Below are 16,186 nucleotides of genomic sequence, written 5' to 3'. Positions count from 1 at the left end.
TCTCGAAAGCGCCCCCACGTTGCCGATAAACGGTCATTTTACACGTGATGCGCAGAGCACCGTATCGGACAAGCCTGGCAGATCGGTTATTCGTGCTCTGTCACCACTTCTGTTTTCCGCCCTTCCACCGGTTTACCAGACCAGTAACCCGCCAGCAGCGAGCCGGAAAGATTGTGCCAGACGGAGAACAGTGCGCCAGGCAGTGCCGCGAGCGGCGAGAAGTAAATTTTCCCGAGTGCGGCCGCAAGGCCGGAGTTCTGCATCCCCACTTCAATGGCCAGCGTGCGGCAGGTAGACTCGTCAAACCCGAACAGACGCCCGCCCCAGTAACCCCCGAGCAGACCGATGCTGTTATGCAGGATCACCGCGGCGATAACCACCAGACCTACCGATGCAATATACGCGGCGGAACCAGCAACCACTGCGCTGATAATCGCCAGAATGCAGACCATCGAGAACGCAGGCAGCCAGGGTTCCACGGCCTTGACCAGGCGTGGGAACAGGTGGTGGATTGCCAGCCCAAGGCCAATCGGGATCACTACAATTTGCAGGATGCTTAGCAGCATTCCCATCACATCCACCTGAATATGCGCATCCACATACAACCGCGTCAGTAGCGGCGTCGCAATCACGCCAACCAGGGTGGAAACCGACGAGATAGTCACGGATAGCGCCACGTCGCCTTTTGCCAGATAAATCATCACGTTTGACGCTGTTCCGCTGGCGACGCTACCGACCAGTACCATTCCGGCGGAGAGATCCGGCGGCATTTTAAAGAGTAACGCTAATAGCCATGCCGCCAGTGGCATCACCAGATAGTGCAGGAAAATCCCTGCTGCGACCGGTGCCGGGCGTGCCAGAACGCGTTTGAAGTCATCGATTTTCAGGTGCACGCCCATACCCAGCATGATCAGCATTAGCAGCGTGGTTACCCACGGGCCGATGGCGATAAAGGTCGGTGGGAAGTAATAGGCGAGAACAGAGAGCAGCAGTGCCCATAACGGGAACAGCCGCGTGAGAGTTGCGAGCATGTATCTATTCCTTGCGATTGTTATGTCGTGTCGTGTTGTCTTTTTTGTAATAAGGGTCGGGATCGGGCCCGACCATAGTTATTGTTTATCGTGCTAAGGAATATTATTCAAACGAATTATGATGAAGATGTTTTATGTTGCGCTGCGCACGCTTTCCCAGCTTAACCCGAAGCGGGCAAGGTATTTGCGCAGGCGATCCGCATCATTTGGGTTCGCCTTTTTCTGCCGGGAAACCGCAAACAGTTCGCGCCCGGCTTCCGACAGCGTCTGACTGCGGCGGCAAATGTCGATCACGGTTTCCAACTGGCGTTGATCAAAGAGATCAAGCGTGCTGAGATCCAGCGGCAGCGTGGAAGAGACCGGTGTGCCGCGCCAGTGATGCTCCAAGCGCTGTAGTTCTTCATCGACCAGCGCGAGCGTAATGCGCCCTTGCTCGGCCAGCGTGGCCATGCGCGCAATCGACGTACTGAGTTCGCGGAAATTTCCCCGCCATGCCGCATGTGGTGAACAGGCGAAAGCCAGGTAGCGCTCACGGGCATCTTTATCGAAACGGATTTGTGTCTGTTGCTCCAGCGCAAAGCGTTGCAGCTCATACTCAATATTGGGGGCGATATCCTCCCGGCGATCCGCCAGCCCCGGCAGCGCGAACGTCCACATATTGATACGCGCATAGAGATCTTCACGAAAGCGCCCTTCATCCACCCACTGCTGCATATTCCGGTGGGTTCCGGCAATCAACTGGAAGTCGCTGTGTACTTCTTTATCGGCACCGAAGGGAAAAAAGGTTTTCTCTTCAATCGCTTTTAGCAGCATGGCCTGCTCATCCAGCCCTAATTCGGCGATTTCGTCGAGAAACAGTACGCCGCCATCTGCTTCACGCAGCAGGCCAGTACGTGCCTGTTGTGCGCCCGTAAAGGCACCTTTCACATGACCGAACAGCGTCGACATGGCGTTATCGCCGCGCAGCGTCGCGCAGTTCACCGCCACCAGTCGCCCCGGCACCAGATGGCGTGACTGGCGTAGCTGGAAAATACGCTTTGCCAGAAACGATTTGCCCGCACCGGTGGGGCCTGTGAGCAGAATGGGTGCCGTTGAACGCAGCGCGACGCGTTCAATCTGATCGATAAGCCGGTTAAAGGTGGTGTTGCGGGTATCAATGCCGGATTTGAGAAACGACACCGATTGCTGTTGTTCACGCTGGAAACGGCTGGTTAACGTGGCGTAACGGCTTAAATCGAGATCGATCACCGAACAGACGCCAGCGGCGATCGCCTCATCAGACGAACCTTTTGCCGCCGGGCCGGTTTGCAACAGGCTGGCGGGCAGATAACGCGCTTCCGTCAGCAAAAACCAACAGATTTGTGCGACGTGCGTCCCGGTGGTGATATGCACCAGATACTCTTCGTTATCCGTATCGAACGGATAGTGCGTGGCGAAATCGAGAAAGGCGGCATACACCTCTTCAAAATCCCAGGGATCTTTAATCGTCACCGCATGCATGCGAACGCGGGTATGGGGGGAGAGTTGCGCAATATCGTCCGCAGCCTGTTGCGCCAGCCCTTTATCCCGCGGTTGATGCAGCAGTTCGAGACGATCGACAGGAAAATCTGGCTGCTGACATAGCCCTACCGTTGGCCGCCATTTGCGAAAGCGGTTTTGCCGCTTTCCCCGTTTATCCAGCACCGTACCCAGGACACCAATCACCACCCGACGTTTCATGTTTATCCTAAAAGATAAAAATAGATATTAAAGGATAAAAAATACCTTCCTGATGCGCAACCGCTCTGCACGTTGTTAAAAATAAAATATTTATTTATCAATAAATTAAAAATTTATCTGGCGGATTTTTTATGTTGGCACGTATCTGGCAGTAACTACCCTGTCAGCATGCTGGGTCCGCAGGGGGTAACACTCCCCGCCGGCGCACCGGGAACGGCGTAAGTCGTTATCCAGGGGGCGTTCCGTCAGCAGAAAGACATGTGCGAAAAGTCGGTTTTCAATCGGGTTCGAATCCCGAATTCGCAGCCCATTATCCTTTGAGATAACCATGATGCAGTACCCGGTAGCCAGCTGTACATGGCTACCCCCAACGACCGCCGGTAACGGCGCCGGGCGGCAGGCAAAACACCGTTTCCCCTGCGGTTTCGCCCCTGCATCCGCGGTCGTTAAGGCAAAACACGATTTAGGAGAGAATCATGACCAACAAAATCACAATACGTAAAGGTCAGTTAGGTCTGCTGGCGAAAGAGGGCGACTATTATCAGGTGCTGGAAGCCGGTGAGCACCGCCAGCCATGGTTCAACAAGCCCGAGCTGCTGGTGGTGAATATTGACGGCAGCGACGTGGCGGAAGGTCTGGCGGAGTACCTGCGTCGTTTTCAGCCGCAATGGGTTGAGCGTTACTGCCTGGTGGCCGATATGGATACGCATGAAGCGGGTGCGCTGTACCGGGATGGCGTATTGCAGGAGATCCTGCCGCCCTCTACGCGCCGCCTGTACTGGAAAGCGGATGAAACGCTGAAACTGGTGCGCATGGATACGCGTGACGTGAGCGTGCCGACAGAGATCCTCAACGCGGTGTTACAGCCGAAGCGCGGTACTACGGTAAAAGGTCGCGACAACATTCTGGCGGTACAGGTGCCGGCATGGCATGTGGGTGTTTTAAAAGTGGATGGCGCAACACAGGGACTCTTACCGGCAGGTTTAAGCGGTTACTGGAAAGTGAACCACCTGGTCGAAGCGGACGTGGTGGATCTGCGCTTGCAGGAGCTTGAGGTGAGCGGCCAGGAGATCCTCACCAAAGACAAAGTAACGCTGCGCCTGAACCTGGCGGCGAACTGGCGTTATACCGATGTCCTGAGCGCGTTTGCGCAGTTAAGCAAACCGCTGGAGCACCTCTATCGTGAGTTGCAGTTTGCCCTGCGTGAAGCGGTGGGAACGCGCACCCTTGATGAGCTGCTGGAAGATAAGCAAATCATTGATGAAGCCGTTAGCGCGCAGGTGGCGGGTCGTATGGCGGCGTTTGGGATTGAGGTGGCATCGCTGGGTGTTAAGGACATCATTTTACCCGGTGAGATGAAAACCATTCTGTCGCGTTTAGTGGAAGCGGAAAAATCGGCGCAGGCCAACGTGATCCGCCGCCGGGAAGAAACTGCCGCGACCCGTTCGTTACTGAACACAGCAAAAGTGATGGAAAGCAACCCGGTAGCATTGCGCCTGAAAGAGCTGGAAACCCTGGAACGTGTAGCGGAACGCATCGATAAGATCTCGGTCTTCGGTGGTCTGGATCAGGTATTACACGGCCTTGTGAACATCAAAGGAAGCCATGATGCAAAATAACGATTATCAGTTGCTGGCGCAGGAGAACACCGCGCCGGTGAAAATGTGGACCCACGGCGTACCGGTAGAACCGGAAGCGCGTGAGCAACTGCTGAAGACGGCAAAAATGCCATTTATCTTCAAACATCTGGCGGTGATGCCAGATGTACATCTGGGAAAAGGCTCGACCATCGGCAGTGTGATCCCGACCAAAGGGGCGATTATCCCGGCGGCGGTTGGCGTGGATATTGGCTGCGGCATGATTGCGGTACGCACCTCGCTGTTGGCGGGGGATCTACCGGACAACCTGAGCGGATTGCGGAGCGCCATCGAGCAGGCCGTACCGCATGGCCGTTCGGTGAACCGTGCGAAGCGTGATAAAGGCGCCTGGGAAAATCCGCCCCAGGAAGTGAATAACCACTGGGCTTTGCTGGCACCGCGTTTTCAGCGTTTAACGGAGAAATACCCCCAATTGTTGAAAACCAATAATCATCAGCATCTGGGTACATTGGGAACCGGTAACCACTTTATTGAAATATGTCTGGATGAACAGCAGCGTGTATGGGTGATGTTGCACAGCGGGTCGCGTGGTGTCGGGAACGCCATTGGTAATGTGTTTATTACTCTGGCGCAGCAAGATATGCAGCAGCATATTGCGAACCTGCCGGATAGAAACCTGGCTTACTTTCAGGAAGGTAGCAAACACTATGATGACTATCTGGAAGCGGTGGAGTGGGCGCAGGATTTTGCCCGCCATAACCGTGAAGTGATGATGGCGCGGGTACTGGCTGTACTGTCGAAGACCGTCACCAAACCCTTTATGACGCAGCAGGAAGCCGTAAATTGTCACCACAACTATGTGCAAAAAGAGACGCACTTTGGTGAAGCGGTATGGGTCACGCGTAAAGGTGCGGTTTCGGCGCAAAAAGGGCAGATGGGGATCATTCCTGGTTCGATGGGGGCGAAAAGCTTTATTGTCCGCGGGCTGGGTAATGAAGAGAGTTTCTGTTCCTGTAGCCACGGCGCCGGACGGACCATGAGCCGTACGGCGGCGAAAAAACGTTTTACGGTGGATGATCAGATCCGCGCCACTGCGCATGTGGAGTGCCGTAAAGACAGCGATGTGATCGATGAGATCCCGATGGCTTACAAAGATATTGATGCCGTGATGGCGGCGCAGGCCTCGCTGGTGGAAGTGGTGCATACCTTGCGTCAGGTGGTGTGTGTAAAAGGATAAAAAGAAGGATAACCAGCATGGAATATCAAGGGGTTGACACCGCCATGCGAGAACGCGTGCGGCAAACGTTATGCGAGGTGGAGCGGAAATACCGCATAAAAGTGCTGTATGCCTGCGAGTCCGGGAGTCGTGGCTGGGGGTTTGCGTCGCCAGACAGTGACTACGATGTGCGGTTTTTGTATGTTCATGAACCCCAGTGGTATCTGCGGGTTGAACCGCAGCGCGATGTCATAGAACTGCCCATAGACGATGAGCTGGATGTGTGTGGTTGGGAGTGGCGCAAAGCGCTGGGGTTGCTGAAAAGCGCTAACCCGACCTTAATCGAATGGCTGGATTCACCGGTGGTTTATCAGCAGGAGGATGCCACGCTGGCGGCGCTGCGTACGCAGGTGCCGCACTGGTTTTCACCGGTCAGAGCACGCTGGCATTACTATTCGATGGCGAAGAAAAACTTTCATGGTTATTTGCAAGGAGAAACGGTGCGGCTGAAGAAATATTTCTATGTGCTGCGCCCGTTGCTGGCAGTGCGCTGGATAGAAGCCGGCAAAGGAATGCCGCCGATGCGTTTTGCCACTCTGCTGGAGGGCAGCAACCTGGGCGCTCCCCTGCGTGCGGAAATCGATGAATTGCTGGTGTTAAAACAGCGGGCGGGAGAAGCGCAATACGGCCCGCGACGCCCTGTATTGCACGACTTTATCAAAACGGAACTGGCGCGCGGTGAAGTACCGGACGTGCTGCCGGAGAGCCGTAGCGGTAAGGTGAGCGATCTCGATCAGTTGTTGTACCAGACCGTGTTGTCTTCTTCGTGAACGTTGCCGGAGAGTGCTGCACTTACCCAGCCTGCTTACTCCCGCAGGCTGGGTAACGCGAAGTCACCCTCCGGCAGCATCGCCTGTCACTCAAAGAGATTATGGTGCAGTTTCTGCACCACTTGCTCGGCTTCTGCGCCCGGCACCAGGAAGCAGAGGTTATGGCTGGATGCACCGTAACAAATCATGCGGATGTTGAACGGATCCAACACGCCAAACACCTCTTTACCCACGCCGCACGCTTTCGACAAATCGTTGCCAATCAGCGCGATCAGCGCCAGGTTCTCTTCCACTTCCACGCGGCACAGTGATGAGAGTTCTGTCAGCAACCCCTGCGTGAGTAATGTATCGCCCGTAGACGTTGAGCCAGTGGTATCCAGCGTCAGCGCCACGCTCACTTCGGAAGTGGTGATCAAATCGACGGAGATGTTATGCCGCGCCAGAATGCCGAATACTTCCGCAAGGAAACCGCGGGAGTGCAGCATATTCAGGCTGTGCAATGTCAGCAGCGTTTGTTTGCGGCGCAGCGCCAATGCACGGAACAGCGGCGGGTTGTTGGTTTTATTGCACACCAGCGTGCCACCGGCTTTAGGCTCTTTGCTGGACCCCACAAATACCGGGATATCACTGCGTACCGCAGGCAGCAGTGTGGCAGGATGCAGCACTTTCGCACCAAAGGTCGCCATTTCTGCCGCTTCTTCAAAGGCGATTTCATCAATACGTTTTGCCGCTGGCACGACACGCGGATCGGTGGTGTAAATACCGGGGACGTCGGTCCAGATGTCGACACGCGTTGCGTGCAACGCTTCACCGAGAAGCGCGGCGGTGTAGTCGCTGCCGCCACGGCCCAGCGTAGTGGTGCGACCTTTGGCTTCGCTTCCGATAAAGCCCTGAGTGATCACCAGACCGTCGGTAAGGCGAGGTGCAAGCTGCTGCGCAGTCAGTTCCGCCAGCGCAGGGACATCCGGCTCGGCGCGGCCAAAACGATCGCTGGTACGCATGACTTTACGCACATCAAACCACAGCGCCTGTACACTGCGTTCACGCAGCACTTCAACAAACAGCAGGGTCGACATCAACTCGCCGTGGCTAACCAGTTCATCGGTCAGGGCGGTGGAGGTAGCAAGCGAGGCAGCTTCTGCAAGCGTGCTGATGTTTTCCAGCAGGCGTTCAATCTCTTCGCGGATCACGTCCGGGTTGGACATCCGCTCCAGAATATCGAACTGAATTTTACGAATAGCATCGAGTTTGACGAACCGTTCACTGGCCTCCAGTCCTTCTGCCAGCGCGACCAGCAGATTGGTCACGCCCGCAGAGGCGGAGAGCACCACCAGGCGAACATCGGAATCGGAAAGCACCACGTCCGCACTACGGTTCATGGCATCATAATCGGCAACGCTGGTGCCGCCGAATTTGGCGACAACTAAATTAGACATAACAACCTCGTGTCAGGGGATCCACTATTTCAGCCATGGCACAAGGGAAGAGCGAAAAACGGGGTGGGCGCAGATAACAAAACAACTACGATTTCCCCAGAAGTGCTCCACCTTGCGAAACGCCCGACTGGGAACGTTTCTGGTGACAACCCAGAGGATTCAGCCTCTGTAGCCGATAACAAACGCTGCCAGGCGTTTTGCTATCTCGGCGTTGCTCCCCCTCAGGTGTTTTCTTCAGTTTGGCTCTTCCAACACCGTGTACCTGGGCAACGCGCCTCTTCTGGCTATTACCTTCGCCTTTCGCGCCGCAGCGGTGTTGGCTGCCTTCACTTACCCCGGTCACTTACCTGTGTAAGCTCCCGGGGATGCGCTCAGTTGCCGCCTTGCTGCAACGCGAAATGCGTTGGTAATAAATACCTTCGCCTTTCACGGCTCGGTAGTACAACACAATCGACTCCACGCGCACGCGGAGCGTGTCGTTATAAATAAAGCGTCAGCGGGTGCGCTGTCAACGACGGGATTATGCGGATTTTTCATGCTGCTTTGGTGATCAGTAAAATGCCTTATGTTGTGCGCAAATGTACCGTTTTTTGCTGGCGTTTTGCGCATTGCGCACCGGGTGCGAAACAAAAACCATCACAATTTTCCCTGGCAGGCGCTACAATCGACCGCAGTCACAATTCTCAAATCAGAAGAGTATTGCTATGAAAAACATCAATCCAACGCAGACCTCTGCCTGGCAGGCATTACAGAAACATTACGCTGACATGAAGGACGTTACTCTCGCGGAGTTGTTCGCGAAAGATGGCGACCGTTTTGGCAAGTTTTCCGCAACGTTCGACGATTTGATGCTGGTGGATTTTTCTAAAAACCGCATCACCGAAGAAACCCTGAACATCCTGTTGTCGCTGGCGAAAGAGACGGAACTGGCTGGCGCCATTAAATCCATGTTCTCTGGCGAGAAAATTAACCGTACGGAAGATCGCGCGGTTCTGCACGTCGCGCTGCGTAACCGTAGCAATACGCCGATTGTGGTTGATGGCAAAGATGTCATGCCGGAAGTGAACGCAGTTCTGGAGAAAATGAAAGCTTTCTCGGAAGCGATCATTTCTGGTGCCTGGAAAGGTTACACCGGCAAACCTATCACCGACGTGGTGAACATTGGTATCGGTGGTTCCGACCTTGGCCCGTTCATGGTCACCGAAGCACTGCGCCCGTACAAAAATCACCTCAACATGCACTTTGTTTCTAACGTCGATGGTACCCACATCGCTGAAGTGCTGAAAAAAGTGAACCCGGAAACCACGCTGTTCCTCGTGGCTTCCAAAACCTTCACCACCCAGGAAACCATGACCAACGCCCACAGCGCGCGCGACTGGTTCCTGAAAACTGCCGGTGATAATAAACACGTAGCGAAACACTTTGCGGCGCTTTCCACCAACGCCAAAGCAGTTGGCGAGTTCGGTATCGACACCGCGAATATGTTCGAATTCTGGGATTGGGTAGGTGGTCGTTACTCTTTGTGGTCCGCTATTGGTCTGTCGATCATTCTCTCTGTAGGCTACGACAACTTTGTGGAACTGCTCTCCGGCGCCCATGCGATGGACAAGCACTTCTCCACCACTGAGCTTTCGAAAAACCTGCCGGTATTGCTGGCGTTGATCGGCATCTGGTACAACAACTTCTTCGGTGCTGAAACCGAAGCGATCCTGCCGTATGACCAGTACATGCATCGTTTTGCCGCTTACTTCCAGCAGGGCAACATGGAATCCAACGGCAAATATGTTGATCGTAATGGCAACGCGGTGGATTACCAGACAGGCCCTATCATCTGGGGTGAGCCGGGCACCAACGGTCAGCACGCGTTCTACCAACTGATCCATCAGGGGACAAAAATGGTGCCGTGTGACTTTATCGCACCGGCTAAAACCCACAATGCGCTCTCCGATCACCATCAGAAACTGCTGTCTAACTTCTTTGCCCAGACCGAAGCGCTGGCGTTCGGTAAATCCCGTGACGTGGTTGAACAGGAGTATCGCGATCAGGGTAAAGATCCGGCGACGCTGGAAAACGTTGTGCCGTTCAAAGTGTTCGAAGGCAACCGTCCGACCAACTCCATTCTGCTGCGTGAAATCACGCCATTTAGCCTCGGTGCGTTGATTGCGCTCTATGAGCACAAAATCTTCACCCAGGGTGCCATTCTCAACATCTTCACTTTTGACCAGTGGGGCGTTGAGTTGGGTAAACAATTGGCGAACCGCATTCTGCCGGAGCTGGGCGATGCCAGCGCAGTGTCGAGCCACGATAGCTCCACCAACGGCCTGATTAACCGCTATAAGTCCTGGCGCGCTTAATCCGGAAAGCGTCGCTTCGGCGACGCTTTTTTTTCCTCTGCATTTATTACGTCCGGGTTTTATATATTGGTACCCCGAACTTGCCGATATATAAGTAATGGCAATATTGATATTTTCATTATGGAAAGATTATAAAGAATAATCTGATTCGGTAATGTCGTAATGAACGATCAGGTTTATCCGAAAATGTCGTCAACGCCGTCGACCCTTGCTATAAATTTTAGGACTAGCCTCATTGCGTCACCTTTTTGCAATTATTTAATTGTTTGATAAATATCACATTTATTTTTTATTCATTTTCTTCCCAACCGCTAAATACCCGTTTTCCTAAAACTCACTCGCCTATTTCCCGGGGCGTAATTCATCTGCTTTAGTTGTGTATACTCGATCTCGCCTGAGTTTTTTCAGGTAAATCTCCATTCATTCAATGAAGGGATATTGATATGAAAAAAGTCCTATATGGCATTTTTGCCATATCCGCACTTGCGGCGACCTCTGCCTTTGCAGCACCGGTATTAGTCGGTGAAGCAGCAGGGTCAGCAGCGACCTCTGTCTCTGCGGGCAGTTCTGCAGCGACGGGCGTTAGCACCGTAGGCTCTGCGGCGGGTGTCGCTCTGGCGGCAGTCGGTGGCGGTGATGGCTCCAACACTGGAACCACGACCACCACAACAACAAGTACCCGGTAATAGCGGGTGCATTAACTATAACCACACTTCGGTGTGGTTATTTCGCCCCTTTCGGAGAAGAGTCGTGAAGCGACCTGGAATCATTTTGCTTTGCCTGCTCCTTCAGGCATGTTCTGGCCCGATCAAAGGCCTGGGAACGTCGCTTTGGAATAGTGTGTTTGGTACCCCTGGTGCGCATCTGACAGATGACGAACTGCTCAATATGCCTTATGCCAGTCAGTACGTGCAGCTTAATGACGGCCCACAACTGTTTGTGGTGCTCGCTTTCGCGGAAAACGGGCAGCAGAAATGGGTGACCCAGGATCAGGCTGTCATCGTCACACAGAATGCCCGCATTGTGAAAACCCAGCTTGGCGGCGACAAGCTCGGCGGCGATAACCTCATTGAAGTGAATAACTTAAGCGCCGATCCGTTGGCCAAACCGAATCAGATTATTGATGGCACCCGTTGGACGCGCGTTATGGGCTGGTCACAGCATAAGCAGGTGCGCTATGCCGTCGCGCAGTCAGAGTTCCATTGGAACGGAACGGACACGATAAAACTGGCCGGTGATGAAACGGTTGTTCGCGTGCTGGATGAAGAGGTCACCACCGAAGAGAAAAACTGGCGTAACCGTTACTGGGTAGATGATGAAGGGCTTATCCGCCAGTCGGTACAGTCTCTCGGCGCGGGATTCTTCCCGGTGAAAATGACCCTGATTAAGGCGGCGAAAGAATGAAAACGTACGCGTTGCTTCCGCTATTACTCACACTCTTTTCCCCGCTGGTGCTGGCGACAGGGACCGTCGATGTGTATGTCGCAGGCGATGCGACACCGAAAAAGCTCACCAATGCTGAGCATTTAGTCGACCTGGTTGGGCAACCCCGACTGGCGAACAGCTGGTGGCCTGGCGCGGTCGTCAGCGAACGACAGGCTACCATTGCACAGCAGGCGCGGCATCAGGCACTGCTGGAGCGCCTGAGTCGTCTTGCCGCTGACGAAGACGGTGATGCTGCCGCGGCCATTAACGCTCTGCGTCGGCAATTGCAGGCGATAAAAGTAACCGGTCGGCAAATCGTGCCGCTCGACCCGGACTATATCCGTCTACACCGCCTTTCTAACCGCCCTTTGCAAGGGGAATACACCCTGTGGGTTGGGCCGCAGCCTGACACGATTAGTGTGGTGGGATTGATCAGTAGCCCTGGCAAGAAGCCGTTCACACCCGGGCGGGATGTGGTGAGCTATCTGGATGATATGGACCTGCTAAGCGGGGCGGAACGCAGTTATGCCTGGGTGATTTATCCCACCGGTCAAACACAGAAAGTGCCGGTGGCGTACTGGAACAGACGCCACGTCGAGCCGATGCCCGGTAGCGTGATTTTCGTGGGTTTTGCGCCGGGTCTGTGGAGCAACGTTTATGACGAGCTCAATGCCGACATTCTTGAGTCCCTGACGCATCGGATACCGGAATAATAATGAAAAAATCGTTTGTAATAAGCCTGTTGGCGCTTGGAGTAAGCGCGGCCTGTCACGCAGAAACGTTTCCGGACCCGGTTGGCCCGTCCCAGTCTGATTTTGGCGGTGTGGGTCTGCTGCAAACCCCAACGGCACGTGTAGCACCAGAAGGCGAGCTAAGCCTTAACTACCGCGACAACAAGCAATACCGCTTCTACTCCGCTTCAGTGCAACTGTTGCCGTGGCTGGAAACGACGCTGCGTTATACCGATGTGCGTACGCGCAAATACAGTTCCGTGGAGGCGTTCTCCGGCGATCAATCTTACAAAGATAAAGCGTTTGATTTGAAAGTGCGGTTGTGGGAAGAGGGCTACTGGTTACCGCAAGTGGCCGTGGGTGCACGTGACGTGGGCGGTACCGGTTTGTTCGATGGTGAATATCTGGTGGCGAACAAAGCCTGGGGACCGTTCGATTTCTCACTCGGTATCGGCTGGGGCTATCTGGGTACCAGCGGCAATATCAAAAACCCGCTCTGTACCTACGACACGAAGTTCTGTACCCGTGATACCCGTTATAAAGCCGCAGGCTCAACGGATACGTCACAAATGTTTCGCGGTCCGGCCGCGCTGTTTGGCGGGGTGGAGTACCAAACGCCCTGGCACCCGCTGCGTCTGAAGCTGGAATACGAAGGCAACAACTATCAGCAGGATTATGCCGGTAAACTGCCGCAGCGCAGCAGCGTTAACGTCGGTGCTATTTACCGCGTTGCCGATTGGGCCGACATTAACCTGAGTTATGAGCGCGGTAACACCTGGATGTTCGGCTTTACCTTGCGCAATAACTTCAACGATCTGCGCCCTGCTTATATCGATAACTCACGCCCGAGATATCAGCCAGAGCCGCAGGACGCCATTTTGCAGCACTCCGTGGTGGCGAATCAGCTTACTCTGCTGAAATACAATGCCGGTTTCGCAGACCCGCAAATTCAGGTAAAAGGCGATACGCTGTATGTTACCGGCGAGCAGGTGAAGTACCGCAATACCCAGGAGGGGATCGAGCGGGCTAACCGCATTATTATGAATGACCTGCCTGACGGTATTCGTACCATTCGCATTAACGAAAACCGGCTGCACTTGCCACAGGTGACCACCGAAACGGATGTCGCCAGTCTGAAGCGCCATCTTGAAGGCGAACCGCTGGGGCAAGATACGGAACTGGTGCAAAAACGCGTGACGCCAATCGTGCCGGAAAGTACCGAGCAGGGATGGTATATCGACCGACCGACGTTTGACTTCCATATCGATCCGGTACTTAACCAGTCGCTTGGCGGCCCGGAAGGGTTCTACATGTACCAGATCGGCGTGATGGCGACAGCGGATTGGTGGTGGACGGATCATCTGCTGACCACAGGAAGCCTGTTTGGTAACCTGGCCAATAACTACGACAAATTTAACTATACCAACCCGCCAAGGGACTCAGCGCTGCCGCGCGTTCGTACTCGCGTGCGTGAATATGTGCAGAACGATGTCTACGTGAACAACATGCAGGCGAACTACTTCCAGTATCTGGGCAATAACATTTATGGCCAGGTGTATGCCGGGTATCTGGAAACCATGTACGGCGGGGCCGGTGCAGAACTGATGTGGCGTCCCGTAGACAGTAACTGGGCGTTTGGCGTAGATGCCAACTACGTGAAACAGCGTGACTGGCGCAGCGCGCAGGACATGATGAAATTTACCGATTACAGCGTGAAGACAGGGCATTTCACCGCCTACTGGACGCCGTGGTTTGCACAGGATGTATTGGTGAAAGCCAGCGTCGGGCAGTATCTGGCGGGGGATAAAGGCGGCACGCTGGACATCTCCAAACACTTCGACAGCGGCGTTGTGGTTGGTGCCTACGCCACGATCACCAACGTGTCGGCAGCACAGTACGGGGAAGGGGACTTCACCAAAGGGGTTTATATTTCAGTACCGCTGGATCTCTTCAGTATCGGTGCCACTCGCAGTCGTGCTGGCATCGGCTGGACGCCGCTGACGCGTGACGGTGGCCAGAAACTGGGGCGTAAATTTGAGCTGTACAATATGACCAACGATAAAACGCTGAACTTCCAGTAAGCATTTCTTTCGCTGAACGTTACCGGACACCCCTCTCTCAGGAGAGGGGGTTATAGCTGGCGCAGCAACCGCGCCGGGTTTCCCGCATAAACCCCTTTCGTGGTAATCGATTTGGTCACTACGCTGCCTGCGCCGATAACTGCACCGTCGCAAATGGTCACCGCCAGAATCGTTGCGCCGCTGCCAATCGACACATCATTGCCAATCACAATGCGTCCCCAGCTTTCGCGGTCCGGATTGGGTTTGCCTTCGCGGAACATGTCGTTCGCAAACATCACCCCATGGCCGATAAAGCAGCGCTCGCCCACGGTCACGTATTCACAGATAAAGGTGTGTGACTGAATTTTGCTGCCGTTACCAATCTGCGTATTCCCCTGAATTTCCACAAATGGCCCGACGAAAACGCCCTCACCCAGCGTACAGCCATACAAATTGGCGGGTTCGTAAATCACCACATTCTCACCGCAGGTGACGTTACGTACCCCGGTCTGGCGGACTTCCATTCTCACTCCTTAAATCGATTTGCCCAGAATATGCAATAGGCTCTGCTGAGAGGGGGTACTGAACACGGTATCCTTGAGATGCGTGAACCCCTGGCGGAGATAAAAACGGTATGCCTGTGGGTTGGCATCCAGCACTTCCAGCCAGAAAAAGGTTTCGCCCCGGCTTTTCGCCCTCCGTTCTATTTCCGCAATCATCTGTTCTCCATAACCTTTACCGGTTTTGCCGGGAAGCAGATAGAGCTTATGCAGCAGCGTACCCGCAAGGCTATCGCCCTCTCCGGTATAGTGCCAGGAGACTTTGGCGAATCCTACCGGCGCGTGATCCTGCGCGATAAACCAGTCACTGACATCACTTTGCAGGCTCTGCTGTAATGTGTTTAGGGAATACTCTTGCTGCAAAAAAGCCTGCAACTCATGCTGCTGATGCCACAGATGAGCAAAGTGGTGGGAATAACTGGCATAACCCATCTCGCTCAATAATGCGGCGTCATCCGGGCCTGCTTTACGTATTGTCAGCACTCTTTGGACCTCCATGCGTGAACGTTGACGATGCAACATGTCATCACGCGGTGTCACAAAATATAAGTAAATAATGTAGATCCAGATCACATTTCTGCGTTATACAGGAGGCTCGCCACTAAGCATGAGGTGCTGATATGACGTCGCTAACGCGTCCGCGCGCTGAGTATATTTCGACCATTTTGCAGACCGTGCTTAACCTCGGCCTGCTGAGCCTCGGCCTGATTCTGATTGTCTTTCTGGGGAAGGAGACGCTGCATCTGGCGGATGTGCTGTTCGCCCCTGTGCAAACCAGCAAATATGAGCTGGTGGAAGGGCTGGTGGTTTACTTCCTCTACTTCGAATTCATCGCGCTGATTGTAAAGTACTTTCAGTCCGGTTTTCACTTCCCGCTACGCTATTTCATCTACATTGGCATTACTGCGATTGTGCGCCTGATTATCGTCGATCATCAGTCGCCTATGGATGTTCTGATCTACTCGGCGGCGATCCTGCTGCTGGTTATCACGCTGTGGTTGTGTAACTCCAAACGGCTGAAGCGAGAATAAAAAAAGGGCGGCTGATTAAGCCGCCAAACAACAGTCACAAGTTACTCGTCATACTTCAGTCTGCTGCAGGGGCGTTGACTGCGCTTACTCATCACAGTCACTTACTCGGGTAAGTTCTGGGATGTTCTCGCTTGCCGCCTTGCTGCAACCTGAATTATTGAGAGTGTCGGGTCATACAAGTTGAGGGTGCAGTGG

14 protein-coding genes and 1 riboswitch are annotated in these 16,186 nt (G+C 54.1%); of the genes, 9 read left to right on the top strand and 5 right to left on the bottom strand.

All coding sequences use genetic code 11. The features are described from left to right. Positions 1–86: 86 nt before the first annotated feature. Positions 87–1,031 (bottom strand): ketopantoate/pantoate/pantothenate transporter PanS, encoded by a 945-nt coding sequence (gene panS / locus ABGA49_RS11710; RefSeq protein WP_088237214.1) that lies wholly within the window; start codon positions 1,029–1,031, stop codon positions 87–89. A 132-nt stretch (positions 1,032–1,163) separates the two neighbouring features. Continuing rightward, positions 1,164–2,750, bottom strand: a complete 1,587-nt coding sequence (rtcR, locus tag ABGA49_RS11705; protein ID WP_088237215.1) for an RNA repair transcriptional activator RtcR — start codon at positions 2,748–2,750, stop codon at positions 1,164–1,166. Positions 2,751–3,226: 476 nt separating this feature from the next. On the opposite strand from rtcR, the gene ABGA49_RS11700 reads away from it, so the two are divergent. The 3 genes from ABGA49_RS11700 to ABGA49_RS11690 are packed head-to-tail and all read left to right on the top strand — an operon-like array spanning position 3,227 to position 6,394. Next, complete coding sequence (locus tag ABGA49_RS11700; RefSeq protein WP_347665583.1) at positions 3,227–4,369, top strand: slipin family protein; 1,143 nt, start codon at positions 3,227–3,229, stop codon at positions 4,367–4,369. After that, the gene (locus ABGA49_RS11695; protein WP_347665595.1) at positions 4,359–5,585 is read left to right on the top strand and encodes an RtcB family protein; all 1,227 of its coding nucleotides are present in this window, start codon (positions 4,359–4,361) and stop codon (positions 5,583–5,585) included. The genes ABGA49_RS11700 and ABGA49_RS11695 overlap by 11 nt, the downstream gene beginning before the upstream one ends. 17 nt (positions 5,586–5,602) lie before the next feature. Beyond that, entirely contained in the window at positions 5,603–6,394 is a 792-nt protein-coding gene (locus ABGA49_RS11690) for a nucleotidyltransferase domain-containing protein (protein ID WP_347665582.1), read from the top strand. Positions 6,395–6,480: 86 nt separating this feature from the next. Here ABGA49_RS11690 and lysC read toward each other — a convergent pair whose 3' ends face one another. Beyond that, positions 6,481–7,830 carry a lysine-sensitive aspartokinase 3 gene (gene lysC, locus ABGA49_RS11685; protein ID WP_347665581.1) on the bottom strand — a complete coding sequence of 450 codons (1,350 nt, stop codon included), beginning with the start codon at positions 7,828–7,830 and terminating at the stop codon, positions 6,481–6,483. Between the two features lie 92 nt (positions 7,831–7,922). Further along, a riboswitch (Lysine riboswitch) is annotated at positions 7,923–8,118 on the bottom strand. A 416-nt stretch (positions 8,119–8,534) separates the two neighbouring features. Between lysC and pgi the strand changes: the two genes are divergently transcribed. The 5 genes from pgi to ABGA49_RS11660 all read left to right on the top strand — a co-directional run bounded on the left by pgi (position 8,535) and on the right by ABGA49_RS11660 (position 14,421). After that, a complete protein-coding gene (gene pgi / locus ABGA49_RS11680) occupies positions 8,535–10,184 on the top strand; it encodes a glucose-6-phosphate isomerase (protein WP_061498901.1) in 1,650 nt (549 codons plus the stop codon). A 443-nt stretch (positions 10,185–10,627) separates the two neighbouring features. Further along, entirely contained in the window at positions 10,628–10,870 is a 243-nt protein-coding gene (yjbE, locus tag ABGA49_RS11675; RefSeq protein WP_061498897.1) for an exopolysaccharide production protein YjbE, read from the top strand. A 64-nt stretch (positions 10,871–10,934) separates the two neighbouring features. Further along, complete coding sequence (locus ABGA49_RS11670; RefSeq protein WP_061498895.1) at positions 10,935–11,588, top strand: YjbF family lipoprotein; 654 nt, start codon at positions 10,935–10,937, stop codon at positions 11,586–11,588. Then, the gene (locus ABGA49_RS11665; protein ID WP_088237219.1) at positions 11,585–12,322 is read left to right on the top strand and encodes a capsule biosynthesis GfcC D2 domain-containing protein; all 738 of its coding nucleotides are present in this window, start codon (positions 11,585–11,587) and stop codon (positions 12,320–12,322) included. Before ABGA49_RS11670 ends, ABGA49_RS11665 begins: the two co-directional genes overlap by 4 nt. 2 nt (positions 12,323–12,324) lie before the next feature. Then, positions 12,325–14,421: a YjbH domain-containing protein gene (locus ABGA49_RS11660; RefSeq protein WP_061498889.1), complete on the top strand. Its 2,097-nt coding sequence runs from the start codon at positions 12,325–12,327 to the stop codon at positions 14,419–14,421. 50 nt (positions 14,422–14,471) lie between these two features. Here the strand turns inward: ABGA49_RS11660 and ABGA49_RS11655 are convergent, their stop codons facing one another. Together ABGA49_RS11655 and ABGA49_RS11650 are read right to left on the bottom strand one after the other, a co-directional pair. Continuing rightward, positions 14,472–14,924: an acyltransferase gene (locus tag ABGA49_RS11655; protein WP_088237220.1), complete on the bottom strand. Its 453-nt coding sequence runs from the start codon at positions 14,922–14,924 to the stop codon at positions 14,472–14,474. Positions 14,925–14,933: 9 nt separating this feature from the next. Then, the gene (locus ABGA49_RS11650) at positions 14,934–15,443 is read right to left on the bottom strand and encodes a GNAT family N-acetyltransferase (RefSeq protein ID WP_061500243.1); all 510 of its coding nucleotides are present in this window, start codon (positions 15,441–15,443) and stop codon (positions 14,934–14,936) included. Positions 15,444–15,580: 137 nt separating this feature from the next. Between ABGA49_RS11650 and psiE the strand changes: the two genes are divergently transcribed. After that, complete coding sequence (gene psiE, locus ABGA49_RS11645) at positions 15,581–15,991, top strand: phosphate-starvation-inducible protein PsiE (RefSeq protein ID WP_061498883.1); 411 nt, start codon at positions 15,581–15,583, stop codon at positions 15,989–15,991. The last annotated feature ends 195 nt before the right edge of the window (positions 15,992–16,186 follow it).

This window comes from Kosakonia sp. WA-90 (genome assembly GCF_039871955.1).
GTDB lineage: Bacteria > Pseudomonadota > Gammaproteobacteria > Enterobacterales > Enterobacteriaceae > Kosakonia > Kosakonia oryzendophytica.
Note: the sequence above shows the minus strand (reverse complement) of the source record. Positions and strands in the feature narration are given on the sequence as shown.

Excerpts from the sequence above, each read along its gene's own strand:
- panS (WP_088237214.1), bottom strand. The coding sequence starts at position 1,031 with ATGCTCGCAACTCTCACGCGGCTGTTCCCGTTATGGGCACTGCTGCTC.
- rtcR (WP_088237215.1), bottom strand. The coding sequence starts at position 2,750 with ATGAAACGTCGGGTGGTGATTGGTGTCCTGGGTACGGTGCTGGATAAA.
- ABGA49_RS11700 (WP_347665583.1), top strand. The coding sequence starts at position 3,227 with ATGACCAACAAAATCACAATACGTAAAGGTCAGTTAGGTCTGCTGGCG.
- ABGA49_RS11695 (WP_347665595.1), top strand. The coding sequence starts at position 4,359 with ATGCAAAATAACGATTATCAGTTGCTGGCGCAGGAGAACACCGCGCCG.
- ABGA49_RS11690 (WP_347665582.1), top strand. The coding sequence starts at position 5,603 with ATGGAATATCAAGGGGTTGACACCGCCATGCGAGAACGCGTGCGGCAA.
- lysC (WP_347665581.1), bottom strand. The coding sequence starts at position 7,830 with ATGTCTAATTTAGTTGTCGCCAAATTCGGCGGCACCAGCGTTGCCGAT.
- pgi (WP_061498901.1), top strand. The coding sequence starts at position 8,535 with ATGAAAAACATCAATCCAACGCAGACCTCTGCCTGGCAGGCATTACAG.
- yjbE (WP_061498897.1), top strand. The coding sequence starts at position 10,628 with ATGAAAAAAGTCCTATATGGCATTTTTGCCATATCCGCACTTGCGGCG.
- ABGA49_RS11665 (WP_088237219.1), top strand. The coding sequence starts at position 11,585 with ATGAAAACGTACGCGTTGCTTCCGCTATTACTCACACTCTTTTCCCCG.
- ABGA49_RS11660 (WP_061498889.1), top strand. The coding sequence starts at position 12,325 with ATGAAAAAATCGTTTGTAATAAGCCTGTTGGCGCTTGGAGTAAGCGCG.
- ABGA49_RS11655 (WP_088237220.1), bottom strand. The coding sequence starts at position 14,924 with ATGGAAGTCCGCCAGACCGGGGTACGTAACGTCACCTGCGGTGAGAAT.
- psiE (WP_061498883.1), top strand. The coding sequence starts at position 15,581 with ATGACGTCGCTAACGCGTCCGCGCGCTGAGTATATTTCGACCATTTTG.